This is a genomic window from Arthrobacter sp. K4-10C (assembly GCF_059090085.1).
Genome location: NZ_JBNHFI010000006.1, coordinates 50,479 through 72,937 on the forward strand (window position 1 = coordinate 50,479; position 22,459 = coordinate 72,937).

Annotated in this window: 22 protein-coding genes; 16 read left to right on the forward strand and 6 right to left on the reverse strand. The window is 66.5% G+C overall.

The features are described from left to right. Positions 1 to 38: 38 nt before the first annotated feature. The 9 genes from AC5RUU_RS09555 (at position 39) to AC5RUU_RS09595 (ending at position 8,372) form a co-directional block, all read left to right on the forward strand. The gene (locus AC5RUU_RS09555) at positions 39 to 815 is read left to right on the forward strand and encodes a TIM barrel protein (RefSeq protein WP_493974968.1); all 777 of its coding nucleotides are present in this window, start codon (positions 39 to 41) and stop codon (positions 813 to 815) included. Continuing rightward, entirely contained in the window at positions 812 to 2,371 is a 1,560-nt protein-coding gene (gene carA / locus AC5RUU_RS09560; RefSeq protein ID WP_493974969.1) for a c-glycoside 3-oxidase CarA, read from the forward strand. Before AC5RUU_RS09555 ends, carA begins: the two co-directional genes overlap by 4 nt. Before the next feature lie 70 nt (positions 2,372 to 2,441). Continuing rightward, positions 2,442 to 2,837 carry a C-glycoside deglycosidase beta subunit domain-containing protein gene (locus tag AC5RUU_RS09565; protein WP_493974970.1) on the forward strand — a complete coding sequence of 132 codons (396 nt, stop codon included), beginning with the start codon at positions 2,442 to 2,444 and terminating at the stop codon, positions 2,835 to 2,837. After that, positions 2,834 to 3,937, forward strand: a complete 1,104-nt coding sequence (locus AC5RUU_RS09570) for a sugar phosphate isomerase/epimerase family protein (RefSeq protein WP_493974971.1) — start codon at positions 2,834 to 2,836, stop codon at positions 3,935 to 3,937. Before AC5RUU_RS09565 ends, AC5RUU_RS09570 begins: the two co-directional genes overlap by 4 nt. Positions 3,938 to 3,956: 19 nt before the next feature. Then, on the forward strand, positions 3,957 to 4,982 hold the full coding sequence (locus AC5RUU_RS09575; protein ID WP_493974972.1) for a sugar phosphate isomerase/epimerase family protein: 1,026 nt from the start codon (positions 3,957 to 3,959) through the stop codon (positions 4,980 to 4,982). A 10-nt stretch (positions 4,983 to 4,992) separates the two neighbouring features. Continuing rightward, positions 4,993 to 5,763 (forward strand): nuclear transport factor 2 family protein, encoded by a 771-nt coding sequence (locus AC5RUU_RS09580; protein ID WP_493974973.1) that lies wholly within the window; start codon positions 4,993 to 4,995, stop codon positions 5,761 to 5,763. 9 nt (positions 5,764 to 5,772) lie between these two features. Beyond that, entirely contained in the window at positions 5,773 to 6,171 is a 399-nt protein-coding gene (locus tag AC5RUU_RS09585; protein WP_493974974.1) for a C-glycoside deglycosidase beta subunit domain-containing protein, read from the forward strand. Next, positions 6,168 to 7,355 (forward strand): Gfo/Idh/MocA family protein, encoded by a 1,188-nt coding sequence (locus AC5RUU_RS09590; protein WP_493974975.1) that lies wholly within the window; start codon positions 6,168 to 6,170, stop codon positions 7,353 to 7,355. Before AC5RUU_RS09585 ends, AC5RUU_RS09590 begins: the two co-directional genes overlap by 4 nt. Positions 7,356 to 7,367: 12 nt before the next feature. Continuing rightward, positions 7,368 to 8,372, forward strand: a complete 1,005-nt coding sequence (locus tag AC5RUU_RS09595) for a sugar phosphate isomerase/epimerase family protein (protein ID WP_493974976.1) — start codon at positions 7,368 to 7,370, stop codon at positions 8,370 to 8,372. A 114-nt stretch (positions 8,373 to 8,486) separates the two neighbouring features. On the opposite strand, the gene AC5RUU_RS09600 is transcribed toward AC5RUU_RS09595, so the two are convergent. After that, positions 8,487 to 9,503: an apurinic/apyrimidinic endonuclease family protein gene (locus AC5RUU_RS09600; RefSeq protein WP_493974977.1), complete on the reverse strand. Its 1,017-nt coding sequence runs from the start codon at positions 9,501 to 9,503 to the stop codon at positions 8,487 to 8,489. Positions 9,504 to 9,562: 59 nt separating this feature from the next. On the opposite strand from AC5RUU_RS09600, the gene AC5RUU_RS09605 reads away from it, so the two are divergent. Then, on the forward strand, positions 9,563 to 9,988 hold the full coding sequence (locus tag AC5RUU_RS09605; protein WP_493974978.1) for a C-glycoside deglycosidase beta subunit domain-containing protein: 426 nt from the start codon (positions 9,563 to 9,565) through the stop codon (positions 9,986 to 9,988). A gap of 27 nt (positions 9,989 to 10,015) precedes the next feature. Here AC5RUU_RS09605 and AC5RUU_RS09610 read toward each other — a convergent pair whose 3' ends face one another. Then, complete coding sequence (locus AC5RUU_RS09610; RefSeq protein ID WP_493974979.1) at positions 10,016 to 11,278, reverse strand: ROK family protein; 1,263 nt, start codon at positions 11,276 to 11,278, stop codon at positions 10,016 to 10,018. A 104-nt stretch (positions 11,279 to 11,382) separates the two neighbouring features. Here AC5RUU_RS09610 and AC5RUU_RS09615 point away from each other — a divergent pair, with 104 nt between their 5' ends. The 6 genes from AC5RUU_RS09615 (at position 11,383) to AC5RUU_RS09640 (ending at position 18,350) form a co-directional block, all read left to right on the forward strand. Then, on the forward strand, positions 11,383 to 12,426 hold the full coding sequence (locus tag AC5RUU_RS09615; protein WP_493974980.1) for a Gfo/Idh/MocA family protein: 1,044 nt from the start codon (positions 11,383 to 11,385) through the stop codon (positions 12,424 to 12,426). Then, positions 12,423 to 13,217 (forward strand): hypothetical protein, encoded by a 795-nt coding sequence (locus AC5RUU_RS09620; protein WP_493974981.1) that lies wholly within the window; start codon positions 12,423 to 12,425, stop codon positions 13,215 to 13,217. The genes AC5RUU_RS09615 and AC5RUU_RS09620 overlap by 4 nt, the downstream gene beginning before the upstream one ends. A gap of 173 nt (positions 13,218 to 13,390) precedes the next feature. Further along, entirely contained in the window at positions 13,391 to 14,881 is a 1,491-nt protein-coding gene (locus AC5RUU_RS09625; RefSeq protein ID WP_493974982.1) for an MFS transporter, read from the forward strand. A gap of 16 nt (positions 14,882 to 14,897) precedes the next feature. Further along, entirely contained in the window at positions 14,898 to 16,466 is a 1,569-nt protein-coding gene (locus tag AC5RUU_RS09630) for a GMC oxidoreductase (protein WP_493974983.1), read from the forward strand. A 64-nt stretch (positions 16,467 to 16,530) separates the two neighbouring features. Next, positions 16,531 to 17,493 carry a LysR family transcriptional regulator gene (locus AC5RUU_RS09635; protein ID WP_493974984.1) on the forward strand — a complete coding sequence of 321 codons (963 nt, stop codon included), beginning with the start codon at positions 16,531 to 16,533 and terminating at the stop codon, positions 17,491 to 17,493. 74 nt (positions 17,494 to 17,567) lie between these two features. Next, a complete protein-coding gene (locus tag AC5RUU_RS09640) occupies positions 17,568 to 18,350 on the forward strand; it encodes an SDR family NAD(P)-dependent oxidoreductase (RefSeq protein ID WP_493974985.1) in 783 nt (260 codons plus the stop codon). Between the two features lie 53 nt (positions 18,351 to 18,403). On the opposite strand, the gene AC5RUU_RS09645 is transcribed toward AC5RUU_RS09640, so the two are convergent. From AC5RUU_RS09645 to AC5RUU_RS09660, 4 genes are read right to left on the reverse strand one after another with little or no spacing between them, the layout of a single operon-like run. After that, positions 18,404 to 19,189, reverse strand: coding sequence for an SDR family NAD(P)-dependent oxidoreductase (locus AC5RUU_RS09645; RefSeq protein ID WP_493974986.1), 786 nt, complete (start codon positions 19,187 to 19,189; stop codon positions 18,404 to 18,406). 1 nt (position 19,190) lies between these two features. Further along, positions 19,191 to 20,189, reverse strand: a complete 999-nt coding sequence (locus AC5RUU_RS09650) for a fumarylacetoacetate hydrolase family protein (RefSeq protein ID WP_493974987.1) — start codon at positions 20,187 to 20,189, stop codon at positions 19,191 to 19,193. Between the two features lie 12 nt (positions 20,190 to 20,201). Beyond that, on the reverse strand, positions 20,202 to 21,278 hold the full coding sequence (locus AC5RUU_RS09655) for an amidohydrolase family protein (RefSeq protein WP_493974988.1): 1,077 nt from the start codon (positions 21,276 to 21,278) through the stop codon (positions 20,202 to 20,204). Continuing rightward, positions 21,275 to 22,399: an FAD-dependent oxidoreductase gene (locus AC5RUU_RS09660; protein WP_493974989.1), complete on the reverse strand. Its 1,125-nt coding sequence runs from the start codon at positions 22,397 to 22,399 to the stop codon at positions 21,275 to 21,277. The genes AC5RUU_RS09655 and AC5RUU_RS09660 overlap by 4 nt, the downstream gene beginning before the upstream one ends. Between the last annotated feature and the right edge of the window lie 60 nt (positions 22,400 to 22,459).

Here is a 22,459-nt window from a genome sequence, read left to right on the forward strand (position 1 = left end):
ATTCCAGCTCACCACCCTCAACATTCAGGAGACCCCGCATGTACCAGCTTGCGCCCAACATCGACCTTTTGTTCGCCGAAGCCGGCGACAGCGCCGCCGACCGGGTCCGTGCCGCCGCAGCCGCCGGCTTCGACGCCGTCGAAATGTGGGGCCCCACGGGCAAGGACATTCCTGCCCTCAAGGAAGCCCTTGAGGAAACCGGAGTCCAGCTCACCGCCCAGTTGGCAGAGCCGCGGATGCAGTTCATGATCCCGCCCAAGGACCACGCGCCGTTCTACACAGGACTGGACGCCGGCGTCGAGGTGGCCCGGCAGCTGGGCTGCCCGCGGATCGTGGTGGGCAGCGGCACCGGTTTCGGCGGCCGCAAGCGGCAGGACCAGCTGGACGAACTGATCGAGATCTTCACCAAGGGGGTCGCCCACATCGCGGGCTCGGGAATCACGCTCGTCCTGGAACCGGTGAACATCCGGGTGGACCACCCGGGCGCCCTGCTGGACCGGACCGCCGAAGCCGTATACGTGGCCAAGGGGGTCAACTCGCCGGACTTCGGCGTCCTCTACGACCTTTACCACTCCACTGTGGAAGGCGAGGACGTGGTGGTTGAACTGGCCAACGCCGGTGACCTCATCAAGTACGTACAGATTGCCGATGCTCCGGGGCGCGGGGAGCCCGGCTCAGGCTCCATCGACTGGCCTGCCCGGCTCTCCGACCTGCGGAGCAGCGGCTACACGGGCCCCATCGGGCTGGAGTACTACCCGACCATTGACTCGGCAAAGTCCCTCCGGCGCATTCAGGAACTGGTGGCGGGGCGGTGAGCGGTCAGCGGTATCCGGCCTCCGTGGACGTTGCCATCGTTGGCAGCGGGCCCACGGCATCGGCCTACGCTCGGATCCTGAGCGAGGAGGCCCCCGGCGCCACGATCGCCATGTTCGAAGTCGGCCCCACCGTGAGCAATCCGCCCGGCGCGCACGTCAGGAACATCGAGGATCCTGAACTCCGCGGCCTGGCGCAGCGTGCCTCCGAAGGCCCGGGGGCCGGCGCCGCAACCGTGAACTCTCCCGGAGCCGTCAAGAGCGGAGAGCGCAGGGCCCGGGCCGGCACGTACCTGCTGCCGGAAGGCTATGCCTTTCCGGGGGAAGACGGGATGCCCGTCGCCGCCATGTCCAGCAACGTGGGCGGCATGGCCGCGCACTGGACTGCGGCGTGCCCCCGCCCGGGCGGCAAGGAGCGCATTCCGTTCCTGCCGGACCTGGAGCAGCTTCTTGGCGAGGCCGACCGCCTGCTGGGGGTCACCACGCATGCCTTCGACGCCGCACCCTTCTCGGACCTGGTCATCAAGCGCCTGTCGGCGGCCGTGGACGATGGCCGCGACCCTGCGTTCCGCGTCCAGCCCATGCCGCTTGCCGTGCACCGGCGGGAGGACGGCGGCCTGGTCTGGTCAGGCTCCGACGTCGTGATGGGGGACGTCACCCGGGGCAACCCCCAGTTCGAATTGTTTGATGAGTCGCTGGTGACGCGTGTCCTGGTGGAGGACGGCGTTGCCGCCGGCGTCGAAGTCCAGGACCGCCGCAGCGGCGCGACCCACCTGGTGGCCGCCCGTTATGTTGTGGTGGGTGGAGACGCGCTGCGCACCCCGCAGCTGCTCTGGGCCTCCGGCATCCGGCCGGACGCCCTTGGCCGCTACCTCAACGACCAGGCGCAGGTGGTCTTCGCGAGCAGGCTGCGCGGCGTCTCGGCGGAACATGTGCCACATGCCGCTGACGGTGCGCTCAGTGAGCAAAGCGGGGTGGCGTGGGTTCCCTACACGGACGAAGCGCCCTTCCATGGCCAGATCATGCAGCTGGATGCTTCCCCGGTTCCGCTGGCCGAGGATGACCCGGTTGTGCCGGGATCCATCGTCGGGCTGGGCCTGTTCTGCGCCAAGGACCTTCAGCGGGAAGACCGGGTGGCGTTCGACGACGACGCCCGTGACTCGTACGGGATGCCCGCCATGCGCATTCATTACCGCTTCACGGAGCGGGATCACGAGGTCCTGGAGCGGGCGAAAAAGGAAATCGTTCGCTTGGGGAGGGCCGTGGGCGAACCGCTCGACGAACGCCCTTTTGTGATGCCCCCCGGAGCATCGCTGCACTACCAGGGCACAACTCGGATGGGTGCGGCGGACGATGGCGGCAGCGTCTGTTCCCCCGACAGCCAGGTGTGGCAGGTTCCAGGTCTCTTCGTGGCCGGCAATGGCGTCATTCCCACCGCCACGGCATGCAATCCCACCCTGACCGCGGTAGCGCTCGCCGTGCGCGGTGCCCGCAAAATCGTCGACCAACTCACTAGCTCTTTACTTATGTCTGAATCAGACAATAGAATGAGTAAATAATGAAGAAGTGGTGCAAGGCCGCCCTTTCGTTCAATCCCAGGCAAGGCACGCCGCAGACAAGGAGGTCTCGATGATCGCCGACCGCATTATCGAGCAAGGAACACTCACCACCCAGGACGGCCGCACCGCCGTCGAAGTCCGCATCCCCTGGTACCGCGCCCTTCCGGGTTCGTGCATTGCCGGCGCGGCACTGACAGTGGACGGTGTGGCCGCACCCGAGGACTCACTGCGTTGGACTATGAACAACCGGACGTTCACCTTTGAAGAACTCGTGGACGAGACCGGCGAGTGGTGGTACCCGCTGGACTCGGCCGTCCTTTCAGGCGATCTTCCCGTCTGGGACGGCCGGGCAGAGCACGAGGTCCGGGTGGACCTGAAGCTCTACATCCCCTACATCATCACCGACCACGGCGTGTTGCACATCGAAGAGCACGACACCAAGACCATGAAGGTGGCACAGCGATGACCAGCCTCGGCACGCCGATCCAGGGCGTCACCCTTTACAGCTTCACCCGTGCCTTCCACGCCCGCCAGTACGACCTCGATGGCCTGATCCGCAAGGTAGCGGCCGAGGGTTTCGGCCCGGGGCTTGAGGTCATTGGATTCTCCAGCTTCCGCGGCTTCCCGGACCGTATTGACGATACCTTCGTGGGGCACTTCCGCGACCTGGTGGCCGAGGTGGATCTGGTCCCCACGTCCCTCGCAGTCAACGTGGACACCGGCATCCGCCGCGACCGGCTCATGAACCATGACGAGCTGGTCGAGTACATGCGCAAGCAGATCGAGGTGGCAGCCCGGCTCGGCTTCCCGATTGCACGCGTGCAGATCTCGCTGACACCCGACGCCATGGAAAGCCTGCTGCCCGTGGCCGAGAAGTACGGCGTCACCCTGGCCCTCGAAGTCCATGCGGACCAGCACGGCGCCCACGAACGCGTCCTGGCCCTGCGCGACCGTTACGAGAAGCTGGACTCCCCGCTGCTGGGCTTTACCGCCGACTGGGGCGCCACCGTCACAGGCTTTGCCCCCTCGCTGCTTGAGGCCTACCGGCGCCGCGGTGCTTCCGAGGAACTTCTCCGCCAGGTGGTTGACCTGTGGAACGGTTTCTACGCGGAAGGACCTCCGAACACCCAGAAGATCCACGGTGAGCGCTTCGGCGCCTTCATCGGCCTGGCAGCCCGCAACGGCCGGCCGGACCTCGGCATCGACTTCGCCATCAACGGAACGGGCCTGTTCGGTCCTGCACCTCTGGACACCTGGCAGGAAATCATGCCGTGGGTCCGTCACGTGCACGGCAAGTTCTTCGGCATCGATGAGAATGGCGAAGAGCCCTCAGTGCCGGTGCGTGACCTGGTCCGGCAACTCGTGGAGAACGGCTACAACGGTGCCATCTCCAGCGAATACGAAGGCTGGCACTGGAACAACTGGCAGGACCCGTTCGACATCATCCGCGGGGAGCAGGCCGTCCAGCGTGCAGCCGCTGCAAACGCCGGTTCCGCCATGATCACCGACGCTTCGGAAGCCCGCCGCATCCTCAGCAGCCACCTCGCCCAGCCCGTCCGCGGCTGAAACAAAAGGAATCAAAGACATGTCAGAAGGCATCGCAGGCTCGGGCATCGAGCTTGGCATCACCCTCTATTCGCTCACCTCCGAGTTCGCCGCCGGGCTCTACACCCCGGAGACCCTCATCAAGGCCGTCGCGGATGAAGGCCTCGGCCCCGGCGTCGAGTTCAACATCGCCCAGATGCTGCGCACCTACCCCGATGTGGACGAGGACTTCGTCCGCCTGTGGCGTGACAGCATGGACCGCTACGGCCTGACCCCCAGTGCCGTGGGCACCAACCTGGACATGGGCCGCCGCAAGGACCGGGATATGACTCCGGATGAGGAGTACGACTTCTTCGCACGGCAGCTGAAGACCGCCAACACGCTGGGCTTCAACAAAATCGTCATTCGGTCCGCCGGCAAGGAACTGCTCCGCCGGCTGCTGCCCCTGGCCGAGAAGTACGACCAGAAGCTCGGCTACGAAATCCACGCCCCGCAGGGACCGAACGATCCCAAGATCCTGCAGATCCGCGAGATGTATGAGGAGCTCGGCAGCGACCGGCTCGGCTTCACTGCCGACTTCAGCTCCACCATGCACAGCCTTTCCCCCACCCTCTTCCGCACACTGACCCAGATGGGTCTGCCCGAGGAGCACTTCGCGGTCATGCAGGACATCTGGCGCAAGCCGCTGCCCATGCAGGAGCGTAACCAGGAGTTCGAGGACTACCTGAGGGAGAACAACTTCGATCCAGCCCGGCTGGGTCCATTCACGCGGCTCGCATTCAACATGCATGGGCTGGTTCCGCCGGAGGAGTGGCTGGACATCATGCCCCAGATGTTCCACGTGCACGCCAAGTTCTACGACATCGACGAGAATGGCAACGAGCCCGCCATGGATATCCCGCGCATTGTGCGCCAGTTCGTCAAGGGGGGCTACCAGGGCTTCCTCTCCAGCGAGTGGGAAGGACACGCCTTCGCCGATTTGGGCGAATCCGATCCCATCCACCTGGTCAAGAAGCAGCACTCTCTTATGCGGCGGGCCATCGAAGAAGCCGTCATACCGGCTTAGGGGAGGTCCAGTGTCTGCCATCGATACCGAACTCATGGCCGAGGTGGAACGCCTCCGGGGCGAACTCGCCGAGGCCCTGAAACTGGCCCGCCGGGCCAACGACCGCGGTGACATCGAGAACCTGTTCAGCCGCTACATGTACCTGCACAACGCATTCGAGGACGAACAGATTATCCCGCTGTGGGTGAAACCGGGTACTCCCGGCATCCGGGCCAGGTACACCAACGCCGGCCAGTACACGGATTACGACAGCGTCATCCGTTACCACCAGGGCCGTCCGCGGCCCGAGGGCAAGCTGATCCTGCACTACACCACCACGCCGGTTATCGAGGTGGCAGCCGACGGCACCACAGCCAAGGGCGTGTGGATCATGACCGGCAACGAGTCCGGCCTGACCGACCCGGAAGTGGCGAAGGACAGCCCGGACTACATGTACTCGCCGGGGGAGGTGCAGGGCAAGAAGGTCTGGGCCCACTGGGTGTGGTGCAAGTACGCCGTGGATTTCCTGCGCCAGGACGGGGAATGGAAGATCTGGAAGTTCCGCTGCTACGAGCTCCTGCGGGCGCCGTTTGAGGAAAACTGGATCAGCTTCGCCGAAAAGAACCAGCATGCCTTCGCCCTGGACCTGATGTACTTCGGCGACGACGGCAAGCCGGTGTTCATGCCACCCGCGGACGAGCCCGTCCCCAGTGAGTACCACCCCTACAATCCGTCGGCCAGGCAGACGCTGGAGCCCCAGCCGCCGGTACCCCACCAGACATTCGTTGAGACCTTTGAGTAAGGACTAATCATGGCAACCCACAACTCCCTGTTCCAGGACGCCGACGTCCGCAGGCACCCCGAGGGCATTTCGGTGTCCGTGCAACTGCCCTGGTACCGCAGCCTTTGGTTGTCCGCCGTGGACGATGTTGCGGCCACAGTCAACGGCGTGGCCATCCCCAGGGAAGCCCTCCGCTTCGAACTGCAGGGCAAGTCCTACACCATCGAGGAGCTGCCCGAGCAATGGGAAACCCTGTGGTTCGTCGCTGACAAGCCGGATGTGATCATCCCGCTGGACCGCGTGCCCGACGCCGGCGAGGAAATTGACGTCGAAGTCATCCTCACCCTCCGCCTGCTGTACATGCAGATCGCACCGATGCGCTACGTGGGGAACCGGGTGGCTGTTGAACGCAAAGTAGTGCTCGCATGACAACCCTGCGCGTGGCCATGATCGGTTATGGCTTCATGGGGGCAGCCCATTCCCAGGGCTGGCGCACGGCGCCCCGGGTCTTCGACCTGCCGGCCGAACCGGAAATGGCGGTCATTGTCGGCCGGACTGCCGAAGCGGTGGCTGCCGCCGCCGGTAAGTGGGGCTGGGCCGAGTCAGCCACTGACTGGCGGGAAGTGATCGCCCGGGACGATATCGACGTCGTCGACATTGTCACCCCCGGTGACTCCCACGCCGAGATCGCGATCGCGGCGCTGGAAGCCGGGAAGCATGTCCTGTGCGAAAAGCCGCTGGCGAATACGGTCGCCGAGGCCGAAGCGATGGCCGAAGCTGCCGCGCGGGCAGCCGCAAAAGGAATCCGGGCGATGGTCGGTTTCACGTACCGCCGGGTCCCGGCGGTGACGTTCCTGAGAAACCTGATCGCCGAAGGCGCCGTGGGGACCATCAACCAGGTGCGCGCCTCATACCGGCAGGACTGGCTGGTGGATCCGGACATGCCGCTGGCCTGGCGCCTGCAGAAGGAGCACGCCGGTTCCGGCGCGCTTGGGGACATCGGCGCCCATGCCATCGACCTGGCCCAGTTCGTGACAGGGCTGAGCCTGGAGAAGGTTTCCGGCGTCATCGACACCATCGTGAAGGAGCGTCCCCTTCTTGATTCCGGGTCCGGCCTTTCCGGCACCGCCGGTGTGGGCAAGGGCATGGTGACCGTGGACGATATAGCCATCTTCACCGGACGCTTCGAATCCGGGGCACTGGCCTCCTTTGAGGCCTCACGCTTCGCCACCGGGCGGAAGAACGCACTGCAGATCGAGGTCTCGGGCGACAAGGGCGCCTTGGCGTTTGACCTGGAGGACCTCAACAGCGTCCAGTTCTACGACCGTACGGTACCCGCTGACCGCCAGGGCTTCCGACAGATCCTGGTGACCGAGGCGGAGCATCCCTATGTCTCCGGATGGTGGCCGGCAGGCCACATGCTCGGCTACGAGCACGGGTTCTCGCACCAGGTCAAGGATCTCGTGGAGGGCATTGTGGGCGGCAGTGACCCGCATCCCACGTTCGCTGACGGGCTGTGGGTGCAGCGGGTGCTCGACGCCGTCGAGCGCAGTTCCGAGAATGATTCCGCCTGGACACGCGTTGCCGCCGACGTCCCGGCGCAGGTTTCGTAGGAGGGGAAACACATGGCACGACCGATTACCTTGTTCACTGGCCAGTGGGCCGACCTGCCATTCGAGGAGGTGGCCCGGCTCGCCGGCGAGTGGGGCTACGACGGGCTGGAAATCGCCTGCTGGGGTGACCACCTGGACCCTTGGCGCTGGGACGACGACGCCTACGTGCAGGGAAAACTCGACATTCTGGAACGCTACGGCCTCAAGGTGTGGACCATCGCCAACCACCTCAAGGGCCAGGCCGTCTGCGACGACCCCATCGATGAACGGCACCGCGGCATCCTGCCGGATGCTGTGTGGGGCGACGGCGACCCTGAAGGGGTGCGCCGCCGCGCCGCCGAGGAAATGAAGAACACGGCCCGGCTCGCCGCCAAGCTCGGTGTGAAGACGGTGACCGGGTTCACGGGTTCGTCCATCTGGAAGTATGTGGCGATGTTCCCGCCCGCCTCCGAAAAAATGGTCGACGCCGGGTACCAGGATTTTGCGGACCGGTGGAACCCCATCCTTGACGTGTTTGACGAGGTGGGCGTCCGGTTCGCGCACGAGGTGCACCCGTCCGAGATTGCCTACGACTACTGGACCACCCACCGCGCCCTGGAAGCGATCGGACACCGCGAGGCCTTTGGGCTGAACTGGGACCCGAGCCACATGGTGTGGCAGGACATCGACCCCGTGGGATTCCTCTGGGACTTCAAGGACCGCATCTACCACGTGCACTGCAAGGACACGAAGAAACGGCTGGCCAACGGCCGCAATGGCCGGCTCTCCTCCCACCTGGCCTGGGCTGACCCGCGCCGAGGCTGGGACTTCATCTCCACCGGCCACGGCGACGTGCCGTGGGAGGATGCCTTCCGCATGCTGAATTCCATCAACTACCCCGGCCCGCTCTCGGTGGAGTGGGAGGACGCCGGCATGGACCGCCTGGACGGCGCCCCCGAAGCGCTCGAATTCGTGCGCCGGCGTTCCAGCTACGAGCCCTCGGCAGCGGCTTTCGACGCAGCCTTCAGCACGAAGTAACCCAACACAAAGAACGGCCGGTCCTGGAAATTCCAGGACCGGCCGTTTTCTGTCGATTGGGCCAGCGGACTTCAGCTGGTGACTGAGCTTGTCGAAGTCGGGGTTTCGACAGGATCAACCACCAACACCTTGGTCAACGGGCGCGGCCTCGGCGAGGGAAGTCTCCGCCAGCTGAAGGTGCCGCCGCGTCATGTCGGTGGGGTCGTCCTGCAGCCACTCGTGGCCGCCCCACTCGCTGGTGAGCGTGCCGCTGAAGCCGTTTCGGCCCAGGAGGCCGCCCAGGTCCCGCAGCGGCTGCGAAACCCGCCCGCCGTCGTCGTGCAGGTCCCAGAACTTCAGGTGGAAGGCGCCCACCAGCGGCAGGATGCCCTGCAGGTCCGCCGCGTCGCTCCGGCCGAAACGGATCAGCAGGTTCATGAAGAGGGTATGGATCTGCGGTGGCACATTGCCGGAGCGGAGCAGTGCGGTGACGGCGTCGACGGTGGCGGGGTCCCGCCAGTCATTCTCCAGCTGCCCCATGAAGTCCTGCGGCATACCACTCCGGCGCAGTTCTTCAAGGTAGGTGACGGGAAGGGCGGGCATCAGCATGCTGATGTCCACGAGCACCCGCACGTGGTCATCCCCGAGCGCATCAATCGCTTCAAGGGCAGGTTCGACCGCGGCGCTGACCGGAGCCTGCTGCCCCTGGATTTCCTCGTACAGGACCAGGTCGAACTCGTGCAGGAGGGGCTGGACCAGCCTGAGCAGTTCCGTCCCCGCCTGCCCGATGGGGAGCCGGATTCCGCTGGCTCCAACGCGGTGTGCGGCATGCAGTTGGGGGACCAGGAACTCCAGGCGCTGCTGCAGGGAGCGGCGCTCCGTAGGGGACGTGAAGTCGTCCAGGCTGGCACCAACGATGCTGACAGATCCGCCCCTTGCCGTCAGGGCATTCCGCAGCCCGTCCACCTCGGCATCGTACGGAGTAGGGAAGGAGCGCCACACGAGTCCGGGCTCGAGCTCTAGCGTCTTCACCACTGAGTCCGCGATGCCCGTGACGATATCCTGGGCCGTCCGGCGGGCGCCGATGATGTCCGGGGCCCAGTTGAAGGAGCTGGCGCAAAGGGTCCAGCTGCTTGGAATTTCGGAAGCCATACGGACTCTTCCCCTTTATGCTTGTTTATGACAAACTTATGTCAGTTTCAGGATAAAGGATGGAAGCCGTGTTGGAAACCGCTTTGCGTGAAGATGCGCTGACCTCTACTCCCGGAGGCTGTGAACTCCGCGTTGGCCTGCCGTGGATCCGTTCGATGCCGCTCTCCAGTATTGCCGGACTGGCAGTGGAGGTGGACGGCGTTCCGGTGGCACCAGGGGAGCTGGTGGTGATGCTCGGGTCCCGCCGTGCGTCCCCTGCCGCATTGCGGCAAGAGCGGGGCTGGTGGTTCGTGCAGGACAGGCTTGTTCTGGCATGCCGCCGCGAGCTGTCCTCCGGGCCGCACGCGGTCGCCGTCCACTTCCAGCTGATGGTGCCGTACCTGCAGGCGCGTCCCGGCTCGCCCCTGGTCCTGCCTTTCCATCTGGAGGCCCGGCTGGAACTGGACGGAAAACCCGTACCCGGCGTCTGCCGGGACGTCGCCTGAGTGGGCGCTCGCGGCGCTGTGGGACTCTCAGGCAGGAACTGCCACCCGCTCCGGTGAGGGGCGGCCGGCAGCAAACCATCGCGGGAAGGTGACATCGAACAGCTGCTCGCGCGCGAGTTCAGCGCCGCCACGAAGGGGCTCGCGCTCGTCCGCCACGGAGAGGGTGATCGTCAGATCGCGCGTGGCCAGTGGCAGCGACAGTTCGTAGACCCGCTGCCGAACTTCCGCCAGGAATACCTCGCCGGCCGACCCCATGGCGCCGCCGATCACGATGACGCTGGGGTTGAACATGTTCACCAGGGCAGAAATGGTCTCACCCGCTACGCGCGCCGATTTTTGGATCAGGGTGATGGCCAGGGGGTCACCGGAGCGGACCGCCAGGGTGATCTCCTCGAGGGTCAGGGCTCCCTTTTTCACTACCGCAGCCATGGAGCTGTTGGCACCCTCCCTGATGGCCTGTTCCGCATCCCTGACCAGGGCCCAGCCGCTGGCCACGGCTTCCAGGCAGCCGGTCTTTCCGCAGCGGCACTGGGCAGTTGAATCCAGGACCCGGACGTGGCCGATGTCGCCGGCGGCGCCGTTGGCGCCGCGGTGGATCCTGCCCTGGGACAGCAGTCCGGCACCGATTCCGGAGCCGATCTTGCAATAGATGAGGTCCGCGAGGGAATCGCGGCGGCGCGCACGTTCGCCGAGGGCCAGCAGGTTGACGTCGTTATCCACCCAGACTGGCGCGTTGAAGCGCTCCTCGAAGGGGGTCCGAACGTCGAAGCCGTTCCACCCGGGCATGATGGGAGGCGACACGGGCTGCCCGGAGGCAAAGTCGACCGGACCGGGAAGGCCCACCACTACGGCCCAGACGGGCACTTTGGAGTCCTTCTTCAGCACGTCGTCCACGAGGGCCATGACTGCCTCAATGGTCTTCTCGGGGCCGCGGGAAATATCCCAGGTGCGGTGGGCGTGCTCCAGGACGTCGCCGTCGAGCGCCGTCAGGCCCACCCTGATATGGGCCGCTCCGAGGGCGCAGATGATGATGCGCCCCTGCTCGGCGCGAAAGCGCAGGGTCCGGGGCGCGCGGCCGCCGGAGGAGGCGCCGAATTCCCCCTCGCCGAGGAAGCCGATCTGGATGGCCTGATCCACGCGCTGGCTGACAACGCCCCTGCCCAGCCCCGTGACCTTGCCGATTTCGGGGCGGGTGGTTGCCTCGCCCGTCCGCACGAGGTTGACGATCCTCAGGAGGCTCGTCACTTCATCGGTCTGGGCTCCGAAGCGGAGGGTGGACTCTGTCGTCATAATTCACAATTCTCACACATCAACGCCCACTAACGCGCGGTTTGCCGCGACTATAGCCAGATCCATCCATACTTATGAATAATAGTGACAGAAGAAGGAGGGCGATGATGCCTTGGGACGTGGGGATTATTGGCGCCGGGCCCGGGGTCGCAGCGCTTCACCTGCCGGTGCTGGGGCGCCTTGAGGAGCTCTTCAGGGTGGTGCACGTTGCCGACGCGGGAAGCGGGCGGGCCCGGGGCCTGGCTGAACGGCATGGGGCGCGCTGGTCGAAGGGGGAGGCAGGCCTGCTGGCGGACCCGGCCGTGGACCTGGTGGCCATCTGCAGCCCGCCTGGCGAGCATCCGCGGCAGATTCTGGCGGCACTCGCCGCAGGCAAGCGCGCCTTCTTCTGCGAGAAGCCTCTGGCCACCAGCAGGGGGCAGGCGGACCGCGTTGTCACCGCGTGCCGGGATGCAGGAGCCATCCTGGTGGTGGGGACCAACCACCTGTTCGACGCCGCATGGGGGCGCGCCAAACACCACCTTGTAGCCCTGGAGGGGCGGGTGCAGGCCATCTCGGTGACCTTGGCGCTTCCGCCGAATGACAGGTATCACCAGCTGGTGGGCGAGGACGGTCCCTTCCAGGCTGCCGGGCGGGGACGCCCGGATCTTGGCAACCCCGCCGTGGCGGCAGGCGTCTTGCGGCAGTTGCTGACCGGTCTCGCAATCCATGATCTTCCCGCGGTGCGGGACATCGCGCCCGGCATCGATGAAGTTGTCTATGCGCGGGTCGTTTCCCCCATCGGCTACCTGGTGGGGTACCGGGCCGGTGGTGTCCTGGTCCAGTTGGCGCTCACCATGCTTCCGGAGGGACCGGATGCGCTGTGGCGGATGAGTATCGCCACTTCCCACGACCGCATCGACGTGAATTTCCCGCCCGCGTTTGTCCATGCCGGAAGCGCTGCCACGAGGGTGCGGAGTGCCGATGGACTGTGGACGGAGTATCCGCGTGATGATGAGGATGGCTATGTGGCCGAGTGGCGCCTGCTGGCCTCGCTCCTTCAGGGAGATGCCCCCGTTGAATACGACGAATTGCTGGCAGATGTCCACTATGCCATTGACTTGGCCGATGCTGCTGCGGCGAAACTTCTTGAAGGCGTGCCGCAATGAGTCAGGATCGCGCGTTCGGGGTCTTCACCGCGTTGCCCGCCTACACGGCCGCTGTCGCCGAGCTGCCCGTGAGTGCCACACTCACGGAGGATATGCGTGGTGCGGTGGTGGTAGTGCCCGGAGCGGGCGACTGGTGGCGGGGGATGCTGGCCGCCCGCGCCGCAGGAGCGTCGGTGGTCGTGGTGACTGATCCTGATGTCCTTCCGCCGGGAGCCGTTGACCCGGAGCAGTGGCCCGGCGACATCCCGGTGATCGTTGAACGCCCCCGCCTGCGCCCAGATGTTGCGGCCGATGCAGTCGGGGCAAGGCGCCGCAGCCTTCCCCGGATCATCACTGTTGAGTGCGCCGGCCCCGCTGCGGGCCTTGGTGCGCTCATCTGCGACGGCTTCGGCTGGATGCGGTCCGTTGCCGGCGGATCCCTGACGCTTCAGTCAAGCATTGCCACCGCGCACAGCAGGATCGCCCTCCTGGGCTCGAACGACTTCAAGGACGGAATTGTCCCCGCCACCCTTTCGGCAACCGCCGTCGGTGGCCTGCATGCTGGTGGCCTGCTCCAGGTGCTTGCCCTGGGGGAGGTCCGGACTGAAGTGACCATCGACCAGCCGGCCGGGCTGACCAAGGTGGAGGCTTTCACCGGGGAGGGGGCATTGCGGGCTCCGGAGCGCTATGAGTCCTCAGCGCGCCTGGCGGTCCGCCGCGCAATGGATGCCTGCCTGTCGGATCGGCCGGCAGCGGACCTGGAGGAACTGCTGCAGGACATGACACTGACCTGGGGCCTGCTCAATGCGTAGGTGGCGCGTCCCAGCTTCATGTCTGATCCTGTCATTCTTATGTTGTTTTCTGACTAAAGTGCAGTATCATGGATAACGGCGCCGGGGTTCCTTCCGGACCCGTTCTCCGGTGTGATGGTGCGCCGGAGGCACACCACGTCGCGTCGACGGCCCGATCGTTCGGGTAGATCACTATGCCACTTTCGCCTCTGAGACTCCGTCTCCTTGTTGTCTCCCTGCTCTCGGTCTCCTTCCTCGGGGCCCTGGACCACACGGTGGTGTCCACTTCCCTGGCCACCATCTCCGGCGAGCTGGGCGCACTGACGCTCATGAGCTGGGTTGTGGTGGGCTACACCCTCGCCAGCACCGTGCTGCTGCCGGTACTCGGCAAACTCGGTGACGTGCTGGGTGCCCGCCGCATCTTCATCTTCTCGCTGGTGATGTTCCTGGCCGCCTCACTGGCCTGCGGCTTCGCCACTGACATGGCGTGGCTGATTGCCGCACGCGTCCTGCAGGGCATGAGCTCCGCGGGCCTGCAGTTGATGTCCCAGACCATCATTGCCCGCGTCACCACCCAGCGGGAACGGCCGCGCTACATGGCCATCATTGGCGCCGCCTTCCCCATCGCCATCCTGGTTGGCCCCGTCCTCGGCGGTGCCATCACCGACTTTTGGGGCTGGCAGTGGGTCTTCTGGATCAACATCCCGGTGGGGGCTGCGGCCCTGGGCCTGGCGCTCATCGCCGTTCCCCATCTGGAGCCCGGCCCCATACCCCGCCACTTCGATGTTGCCGGGGCTGCGGTCTTCACCACCGCCCTTGTGGCGCTGGTGCTCGCCGTTACCTGGGCCGCCGAACGCAGCGCAGGACCCGCCACGGCCGCCGCGCTCGCGGTAAGCATCGCCGGCTTTGCTGCCTTCTTCGTCATCGAGCGGCGTGCCCCCAAACCTATCGTGCCGCTCCACTTCTTCGCCAACCGGACCATCGCGGCAGGCACGGCACTCTCGGCGATTATCGGCGTCGGCCTCTTCTCCATCACTGCCTACCTGCCCACGTACTTCCAGATGGCCTACCAAACCACCGCCACCGTGTCCGGCCTTGTTCCCATCGCTACGGTGTTCGGCATGCTGGTCAGCAACCTGCTGACCGGATGGCTGGCCAGCCGGACCGGGCAGTACCGGATTTTCCCGATTGCGGGAACCCTGATGGGGGCCGCCGGACTTCTGGTGATGGCCATGCTGCCTGCGGGCCTTCCGCTGTGGGTTCCCATGATGGTGATGGCCGTGGTGGGGATGGGCACCGGCGCGTTTATGAGCCTGATCGTGGCCGTAGTCCAGGGTGCCGCCCCTGCCAGCCAGACCGGCACCATCACGGCCACCGTCAACCTGGTGCGGCAGGTGGGGTCCACGGTGGCGACGGCGGTCATCGGCGGTGTGGTTGGCTACGGCGTCGCCGCTCTTTTACCGGCAGGCCTGGATGCGTCCACGCTGACGCCGCAGCTGGTCCAGGGGGCCTCGCCGGCAATCCAAACCACCGTTGCACACATCTACAGCTCGGTTTTCACGCCGATCTTCATTGCCTTGGCGGCCACCTATGCGGTGGGGATTGTCGCTGCGGTCCTGCTCCCGCACGGCCGCCTCTCCGACGAACCCGCTCCGCACAGCACTTCCGAATCCCTCTCGGCCTGATTTCAAAGGAGACATCATGTCCAATCCCACCATTGCCATCGTCGGCAGCGGACCCATCGGTTCCACTTACGCCCGGGTGCTCCTGGAGCAGGTCCAGAACGCGCGGGTGGTGATGTTCGAAGCCGGGCCGCAGCTGACCGACGTCCCCGGCGAAAGCGTCCGCAACATCCCCGACCCCGCCGAAAAGGCGCGTGCCCGCGAAATGTCCCAGGGGCCGCAGGCCGGCGCCTACCGGGAATCGCTTGGCATCCCGGCAGCCACTGTCACGGAAGGCATGTTCACCGCCCGCCAGGGCACCCACCTTCTGGACTTCGGGGGCGCGGGCTCAGCGCACGCCCCCTCTTTCCCGGCCGCGGCTGCGGCCACCAACGTGGGCGGCCAGGGCGCCCACTGGACCTGCGCGACGCCGTCGCCCGCCTTCAGCGAGAAGATCCCCTTCATCGCCGACGACGAGTGGGACGGTCTGATTGAGGATGCCAGGCAGCTGCTGCACGTCCACAGCGCCGCTTTCGCGGACTCCAAGGTCGGCGAAGCCATCCGTTCCCTTCTGAACGAAGAGTTCGGCGCGGAACTGCCGGAGGGCTACGGCGTGGGTACCCTTCCGGTGGCCGGGGACCCGCAGCCCGACGGGTCCGTGCGCTGGGCGGGTGCCGACGTCGTCCTCGGCCCGCTGATCGAGAAGGACAGCCCGCTTTCCAGCCGGTTTGAACTGCGAGACCTGACCCTGGTCCGCCGGGTGGAGCTGGATGGACACCGCGTTACCGGCGTAACGGTGCAGGACCTGCGCACGGGGGTGACCTCCTTTGTGGCAGCTGACGTTGTTGTCGTGGCCGCCGACGCCTTCCGCTCCCCGCAGCTTTTGTGGGCCTCAGGTGTGCGGCCCAGGGCGTTGGGCCACTACCTGACCGAGCACCCCGTGGTTATCTCCACTGTTGCACTGGATCCCGACAAGATGAGCCGCTTCGCCACCGAGGATGACCTTGACGCCGAACTGGCCCGCCGTGCACAGAACGCGGCAGACCCGGTGGCGGCGGTGAACCGGATCCCGTTCTCGGAGCCGGAGCATCCTTTCTCCGTCCAGGTGATGTACTCCGAAGCAACCCCGTTTCCTATGGACCCGGGTGCGCCCTATTCCGAGAACCGCTGGGGGTACGTCAACATGGGCTACGGCATGCGCAAGCACCCGCGCTATGAGGACGCCGTCACCTTTAACGACAATGAGCCGGACTACCGGGGCTTTCCGAACATGACCATCGAATACGCGCTCACTGAGCGGGAGGAAACGGAGATCGCCCAGGCCACCGAGCGGCTACGCCGTGCCGGCAAGGCCCTCGGCGTCTTTGTTGCCGAGCCCCGGCTCATGCCCAACGGCTCCAGCCTGCACTACCAGGGCACCATGCGGATGGGCGCCGCCGACGACGGCACTTCAGTGGCGGACCCGTGGTCGCACGTGTGGGGCTACGAGAACCTGGTGGTCGGCGGCAATGCGCTGATTCCGACGGCGACCGCGATGAATCCCACCCTGATGAGCGTTGCCATTGCGGTGCGCGGTGCACGGAAAGTGGCAGAAGAACTGGGTTCCTGACCCGGACGCGTGGTGGAAGGCGGCCGTTGCAGGGCAAAACCTGGGGCATGGATAACCTGTGGGTATGAAGAACCTGGACCTGAACCTGCTGCCCCATCTGCAGGTCCTGCTTGAACTGCGGAACATCTCCCGGGCAGCGGAGAGGCTCCAGCTCAGCCAGCCGGCCACCAGCGCTGCGATGGCCCGGCTCCGGCGCCATTTCGACGACGAACTCCTGGTCCGCAACGGCCGCACCTATGACCTCACGCCCTTTGCGCAGTCCCTTGTCCCGCTGGTTGATGAAGCGATGCTTCACATCCAGCGGGCTACGCGCGTGCGGTCCGGGTTCGACGCCGCCACCAGCGAGCGGGAGTTCATCATCGCCGCCTCGGACTACGCTGCGGCGCTGATCGTGGGGCCGCTGCGGGGGATCCTGCGGGAAGAAGCGCCGGGTGTATCTGTGGACTTCGTCCCCACCGCAGGCTCCGGGATCCAGGGCCAGATGGCCGACTACTCCAAAATCGACCTCCTCGTCGGGCCCACCGGGTACCAGATGCAGGGAGCAAGCAAGCAGCTCTTCCGGGACAGCTTCGTGGCCGTCGCCGACGCCGGCAACCACCTTCTGCAGCAGCCCCGCCTCACCCTCGAAGACCTGGTAACGGTGCCGCACGCCGTCGGCTATTTCGGCGAAGGCATCAGCACCCCGGCGGACAAGCTGTTCGAGTCCCGGGGCATCCAGCGCCGGGTGGCCGCCGTGGTGGCCGGGTTCCTGTCCCTGCCGCTCCTGGTGGAAGGGACAGACCTTGTGGCGCTGGTCCCTGGGATGCTGGCGGGACGGGCCCAGCGCGGCGCGGACATCGTTGTGCTGGAATTTTCCCAAGGTGCCGAGGCGTCGCTGGTGGAGGCCATGTACTGGCACCCGTCCCAGGCGGAGGACCCGGCGAGCGTGTGGCTTCGCTCCGTGGTCCAGCGCTCCTGCGCCCGGCTCCACGAGCTCTTCCGCGTCACCGCACACCCCGTGACTATCCACGCGGCGGATACCGCGTAGACCCAACCCGCCGTTCCGCTTCCGGCCCATCCCTGCGAAAGTCGAGGAGACACGCGCTTTCGGAAGGAGTCTTGATGCCTGCCACCAGCCAGCGCCTGGCCGGCAAAACCGCCGTCATCACGGGCACTGCGAGCGGCCAAGGCAGGGCTGCCGCGCTCGCGTTCGCGGAGGCCGGCGCCGTAGTGGTGGGTTGCGACATGGACGACGACGGCGCCGCGGCCACGGTTGCGTCCGTTACCGCGGCCGGGGGCCGGATGAGCAGCAGCCGGGTGGACCTCACGGACGAGGGAGCCGTTGCAGGCTGGGCCACCGACGTCGCCGCGCAACACGGCCAGGTCCATATCCTCTACGCCAACGCGGCAATCACCCGCTTCGCCCCGGTGGAGCAACTGACTTTTGCCGACTGGAAGTGGAACGTTGAACACGAAATGGACGTGGTGTTCCTTCCGGTCAAATACTTTTGGCCGCAGCTGATCCAGGCGCAGAATGCCGCCGTTGTGCTGGTGGGCTCCACGGCGGGCGTGACCGGCTCGATGACCAACGGCCGGCTGGCGCACACTGCCACGAAGGGTGCCGTGGTGGCCATGACAAAACAGCTCGCGGCGGAAGGAGCGCCGCATGGGTTGCGGGTTAACGCCGTCAGCCCCGGGATGATCCGCACCGCCGCCACCGAGGGGAACCTTCTCGCTCCCGGCCACCCGATGCGGACCATCGCAGGCAGCATTCCCCTGGGCCGGATTGGCTCGCCGGATGAGGTTGCCAAATGCGCGCTGTTCCTGGCCTCCGACGAAGCCTCCTACGTCACCGGCGCCAACCTGATGGTCGACGGCGGCTGGTCGGCGGTGCTCCCCGGCTGACCCAACCAGGTAGCAGTTAATGTCGTTTTGAGGGTCCATAACGACATTAACTGCTACCTAGTTGGGGAGAGGGCGTCTGAGATGGACTTGGCGCCGCCGTGGGATGACTGGCCACCGTCCACCGGAATCTCGGCGCCCGTCACGAAGGATGACAGGGGACTGAGGAGGAAGAGCACGACGGCGGCCACCTCCTCCACGTTTCCGGTGCGGCCCAGTGGGGTTTCGGCCAGGGTGGCTTCCCGGAACTCAGGTTTGGCACTCGCCGTCATGGGTGTTTCGATAAAGCCCGGATGGACGGTGTTGACCCTGATCCCGCGCGCCCCAAGCTCCATGGCCGCCACCTGGGAGAGCCCGCGCAGCGCCCACTTACTGGCCGTATACGCCACCGGATAGTGGGCGGTGAGGCCCGCAACGGAGCCCACATTCACGACCGATGCCCCGCCTGCCATCAAGGGTGCCAGAGTTTGGATGCCCAGCAGTGCTCCAGCGACGTTGACGTCGTAGACCTTGTGCAGGTCAGCTGCCGAGGCGTCGAGCAGGCGGCTGCGCTGGGTGATGCCGGCGTTGTTCACCAGGCCATCCACGGCCCAGCCCTGGGACCGGATCCAGTCCCCGAGTCCGGACCATTCGACGGCGTCCGCAACGTCCAGCTGGCGGTAGAGCAGGGAACCGTTCGGCGAAGGGGATGCGTCGGCGAGCCCGGCGGGCATGCCGGCCGGCACGTCGGTGGCGATGACGCGTGCCCCGGCCTCGGCAAGCATCCGTGCCTCGGCCGCACCCTGCCCCTGGCCCGCCCCGGTGACCACCACCGTCCGGCCCTCGAGCTGAAGGGAAACCACCCTAGGACCCGGCGGAAGCCGGCTGGACAATCCGGTTGCGCGGCCGGGGCCGGGCTGCCACCCGGGTCACGGCCTCGCGCCGGCTGCCCACCGTGTTTTCGATGGTGCCGATGCCTTCAACGGTCATCCTAACCACGTCCCCGGTTGTGAGCGGCGGGGGAGTCTGGGACCCGTTGCGTCCCCAGAGTTCTGCCAGGCAGCCGCTGCCGCAGGTGCCGGAACCGAGCACATCGCCGGGCTTCACCACGGAATCCTGCGACGCGTACGCCACCAGTTCGGCAAACGGCCAGCCCATATTGGAGAGCAGGTCCTGTCCGATCTGCTCGCCATTGACCTCGACCGACATGGAGATGGGCAGGAACCCCTCGGCGTCGTGCCGGTCCTCGAACTCGTCTGCCGTGACGATCCAGGGGCCCAGCGTGTTGGCGAAGTCCTTGCCCTTGCACGGGCCCAAGCTGACCTTCATCTCCCGCCGCTGGAGGTCCCGCGCGGACCAGTCGTTGAGGATTGTGTAGCCGAAGATGTGCCGGTGCGCGTCGGCTGCGGTCAGGTTCCTGCCGTCGCTGTCCGGGACGCGGCCGACGACGGCGGCGACTTCCGTTTCGAAGTCCAGGTCCGTGCAGCCTGCCGGTATTCCGATCACCTCGCCGGTGCCGGTGACGGTGTGCGGGTTGGTGAAGTAGAACGTGGGGGCCTCGTACCATTCCGGGACCACGCCGGCGGCGCCGTCGATGCTTTTCCGGACCCCCTCCACGTGCTCTTCGAAGGCAACGAAATCCCTGATGGTGGAGGGAACCAGCGGTGCCAGGAGGGTCACCCCGGCCAGCGGCACCGGCGGCGCAGAACCAACGGTTTCAACCGCCAACCGCCGGGCCTCGGACAGCCCGGCCTCAAGGAGCGTGTTGACGGTGTGCTCCGGCGGCAGGGCGTAGCAGTTGCCGCCCTCCACGAACCCGGAGTGCGTCCCGCTGTCGTCATTCCAGCGTGCGATCTTGACCATGCGTCGTCTGCCTTAGGCGGTGGGTCGGGCGGTAAGGGAGGCGGCCGCGGCGATGCCCAGCCTGCGGGCGTTGCCGCCCAGGACCTGTGCCTCGTCGTCGGACGCCAGTCCGGCAGCCTGGACCTCGTCCACCGGCAGGTCGGAGCCCATGTCGAAGGGGTAGTCGGAGCCGAGCAGCACCTGCTCCCGTCCGGCGGCTGCCACCAGGGCGCGGAGCTCTTCGGGGCTGTGCACCAGGGAGTCGAAATACAGCCTCTTCAGGTAGGACGACGGCGGCTCGGCGCACCCACGGGCCTCGGGCCGCACCTTCCAGGCGTGGTCCGATCGGCCGAGCTTGGTGGGGAGGTAGCCGCCGCCATGGGCGGCCAGAACTTTCAGGCCGGCGTGCCGGTCCAGGACGCCGCTGAAGATCAGGTGGGACAGGGCAACCGCGTTTTCGGCGGGCTGGGACACTGTGTTGGCCAGGTAGAACCGGTCCAGCCGCTCATCCAGCGAGCAGCCGAAGGGGTGCAGGAACACCAGCGCGCCCAGCTCGTCTGCCCGGGCCCAGAACGGCTCGAGCCGCGGGTCCGAGAGCTCAACCGTGCTGCGGTCCGGATCGTCCGGAGTGCCGGCGAACGAGCCGATTTCCACGCCCAGCAGCCCGCATTCCAGCACGGCATGGTCCAGCGCTTCGACCATCAGTTCGGGATGCTGCAGGGGCACCAGGCCCAGGCCGTGGAGCCGGTCCGGAGCCCGGTCCACATACTCCCGGACTGCCTGGTTGGCGCGGCGTGCCAGCTCCAGCGCAAGTTCCCTGCCGGCGAAGTAGTAGAAATGCGACGGCGACGGCGAGACCAGCTGCACGTCCACCCCTTGGGCGTCCATGTCAGCGAGCCGGCGGTCCAGGTCCGTCAGCTGCGGCCAGCGTTCCTTGATCATCCGTCCGGAGGCGGCCATCGACTCCGGGCCGTTGCGCCGCACCTCCAGTTCCTGGTGTGTGGCGAACGCGGCCGGGTCCTGCTCCGCGACCAGCTGCTGCAGGGCCGGGAGCAGGACATGCGCATGGACGTCGACAGTGGGATGGGTTTGGGCGGGGCGGGCGCTCATGCCGGGTTCTTCAGCATCGAGGACAGCGAGTGCATCAGCCCGGGAACGTCGGCGTCGCGCACGCCGTCGAGCATCCACTGGCCCAGCTGCACGGAGGCGTTGACCACCGTCCGGGCGCGGTCCAGGCGACGGTCGGTGAATTCCTTCCACAGCGTCTCGGTCAGTTCGTCATGGCTGGTGAGCAGCTCCGCCAGCACGGCGGCGTCCTCCAGGGCCATGGCAGCGCCCTGGGCAACGGTGGGCGGGCAGCTGTGCGCGGCGTCGCCGATGATGACCGTCCGGCCGCGGTTCCAGGGCCCCTCCACGATGTGGGTGGTGAACTTGGTGTAGTTGATCCGTGCGGTCTGGTCCAGGTTTTCCCGGATTTCCTTCCACGGGCCGCCGTAGGCTGCGGCGAGCCCGGCCATGATGCGGGGGCCCTCCTCGTGCTTGCGTTCCTGGGCCTTCTCCACCAGGTAGGCGTAGATGGTGTCCGGGCCGGTGGGGCAGTAGCCGGCGATGAAGCAGGGCCCGCCGTAGGTGAGGTCCGTGCGGACCACTTCCTCGGGCCGGGGCACGAACGCGCGCCAGATGCCCATGCCGGTGGTGACGGGTTCCACGTCGATGCGAATGGCCTTGCGGACGGCGGAGTGCAGTCCATCGGCGCCGATCAGGAGGTCATAGGTGGCCGAGCCGCCGTCGGCGGTGCTCACGGTGACGCTGCCGCCGTCGTCCTTGATCCCGGTGACCGACTTGCCGTAGGTGATGGTTGCCCCTGCCTCGAGGGCGCGTTCGCGGAGGATCGCGGTGAGCTCGGGGCGGTACATGCCCATGGTGGCCGGAAGGTCCTCGCCGCCGGTGCGGATGTCCTCCAGCACGGCCAGGACGGTGCCGTTGGGGTCCGGGGCGCGCAGGCCCAGCGTGCTGAAGCCGAAGCCCTTCTCCTCCACCTTGTCCCAAACGCCGAGCTGCTTGAGGATCCGCAGGGCATTGCCCTGCAAGGTGATGCCGGACCCGAGGGTCTGCGGTTCCGTGGCCTTTTCGAGGACTTCCACCGTGATACCGGCGTCGGCCAGGAGGATGGCGGCGGTCAGTCCCGCGGCTCCCGCTCCGACGATTCCGACGTTCTGTACTGCTGCCATCGTTGACTCCTTTGTATGGACGGCGTTACTGCTGATTATTGTGCTGCCGGCGGCCGGGGG

Coding starts and splice junctions, on each gene's coding strand:
- AC5RUU_RS09570 (WP_493974971.1), top strand. CDS start 2,834: ATGACCAGCCTCGGCACGCCGATCCAGGGCGTCACCCTTTACAGCTTC.
- AC5RUU_RS09610 (WP_493974979.1), bottom strand. CDS start 11,278: ATGACGACAGAGTCCACCCTCCGCTTCGGAGCCCAGACCGATGAAGTG.
- AC5RUU_RS09635 (WP_493974984.1), top strand. CDS start 16,531: ATGAAGAACCTGGACCTGAACCTGCTGCCCCATCTGCAGGTCCTGCTT.
- AC5RUU_RS09615 (WP_493974980.1), top strand. CDS start 11,383: ATGATGCCTTGGGACGTGGGGATTATTGGCGCCGGGCCCGGGGTCGCA.
- AC5RUU_RS09565 (WP_493974970.1), top strand. CDS start 2,442: ATGATCGCCGACCGCATTATCGAGCAAGGAACACTCACCACCCAGGAC.
- AC5RUU_RS09605 (WP_493974978.1), top strand. CDS start 9,563: ATGGAAGCCGTGTTGGAAACCGCTTTGCGTGAAGATGCGCTGACCTCT.
- AC5RUU_RS09655 (WP_493974988.1), bottom strand. CDS start 21,278: ATGAGCGCCCGCCCCGCCCAAACCCATCCCACTGTCGACGTCCATGCG.
- AC5RUU_RS09600 (WP_493974977.1), bottom strand. CDS start 9,503: ATGGCTTCCGAAATTCCAAGCAGCTGGACCCTTTGCGCCAGCTCCTTC.
- AC5RUU_RS09640 (WP_493974985.1), top strand. CDS start 17,568: ATGCCTGCCACCAGCCAGCGCCTGGCCGGCAAAACCGCCGTCATCACG.
- AC5RUU_RS09590 (WP_493974975.1), top strand. CDS start 6,168: ATGACAACCCTGCGCGTGGCCATGATCGGTTATGGCTTCATGGGGGCA.
- AC5RUU_RS09575 (WP_493974972.1), top strand. CDS start 3,957: ATGTCAGAAGGCATCGCAGGCTCGGGCATCGAGCTTGGCATCACCCTC.
- AC5RUU_RS09650 (WP_493974987.1), bottom strand. CDS start 20,189: ATGGTCAAGATCGCACGCTGGAATGACGACAGCGGGACGCACTCCGGG.
- AC5RUU_RS09620 (WP_493974981.1), top strand. CDS start 12,423: ATGAGTCAGGATCGCGCGTTCGGGGTCTTCACCGCGTTGCCCGCCTAC.
- AC5RUU_RS09660 (WP_493974989.1), bottom strand. CDS start 22,399: ATGGCAGCAGTACAGAACGTCGGAATCGTCGGAGCGGGAGCCGCGGGA.
- AC5RUU_RS09625 (WP_493974982.1), top strand. CDS start 13,391: ATGCCACTTTCGCCTCTGAGACTCCGTCTCCTTGTTGTCTCCCTGCTC.
- AC5RUU_RS09555 (WP_493974968.1), top strand. CDS start 39: ATGTACCAGCTTGCGCCCAACATCGACCTTTTGTTCGCCGAAGCCGGC.
- AC5RUU_RS09630 (WP_493974983.1), top strand. CDS start 14,898: ATGTCCAATCCCACCATTGCCATCGTCGGCAGCGGACCCATCGGTTCC.
- AC5RUU_RS09595 (WP_493974976.1), top strand. CDS start 7,368: ATGGCACGACCGATTACCTTGTTCACTGGCCAGTGGGCCGACCTGCCA.
- AC5RUU_RS09585 (WP_493974974.1), top strand. CDS start 5,773: ATGGCAACCCACAACTCCCTGTTCCAGGACGCCGACGTCCGCAGGCAC.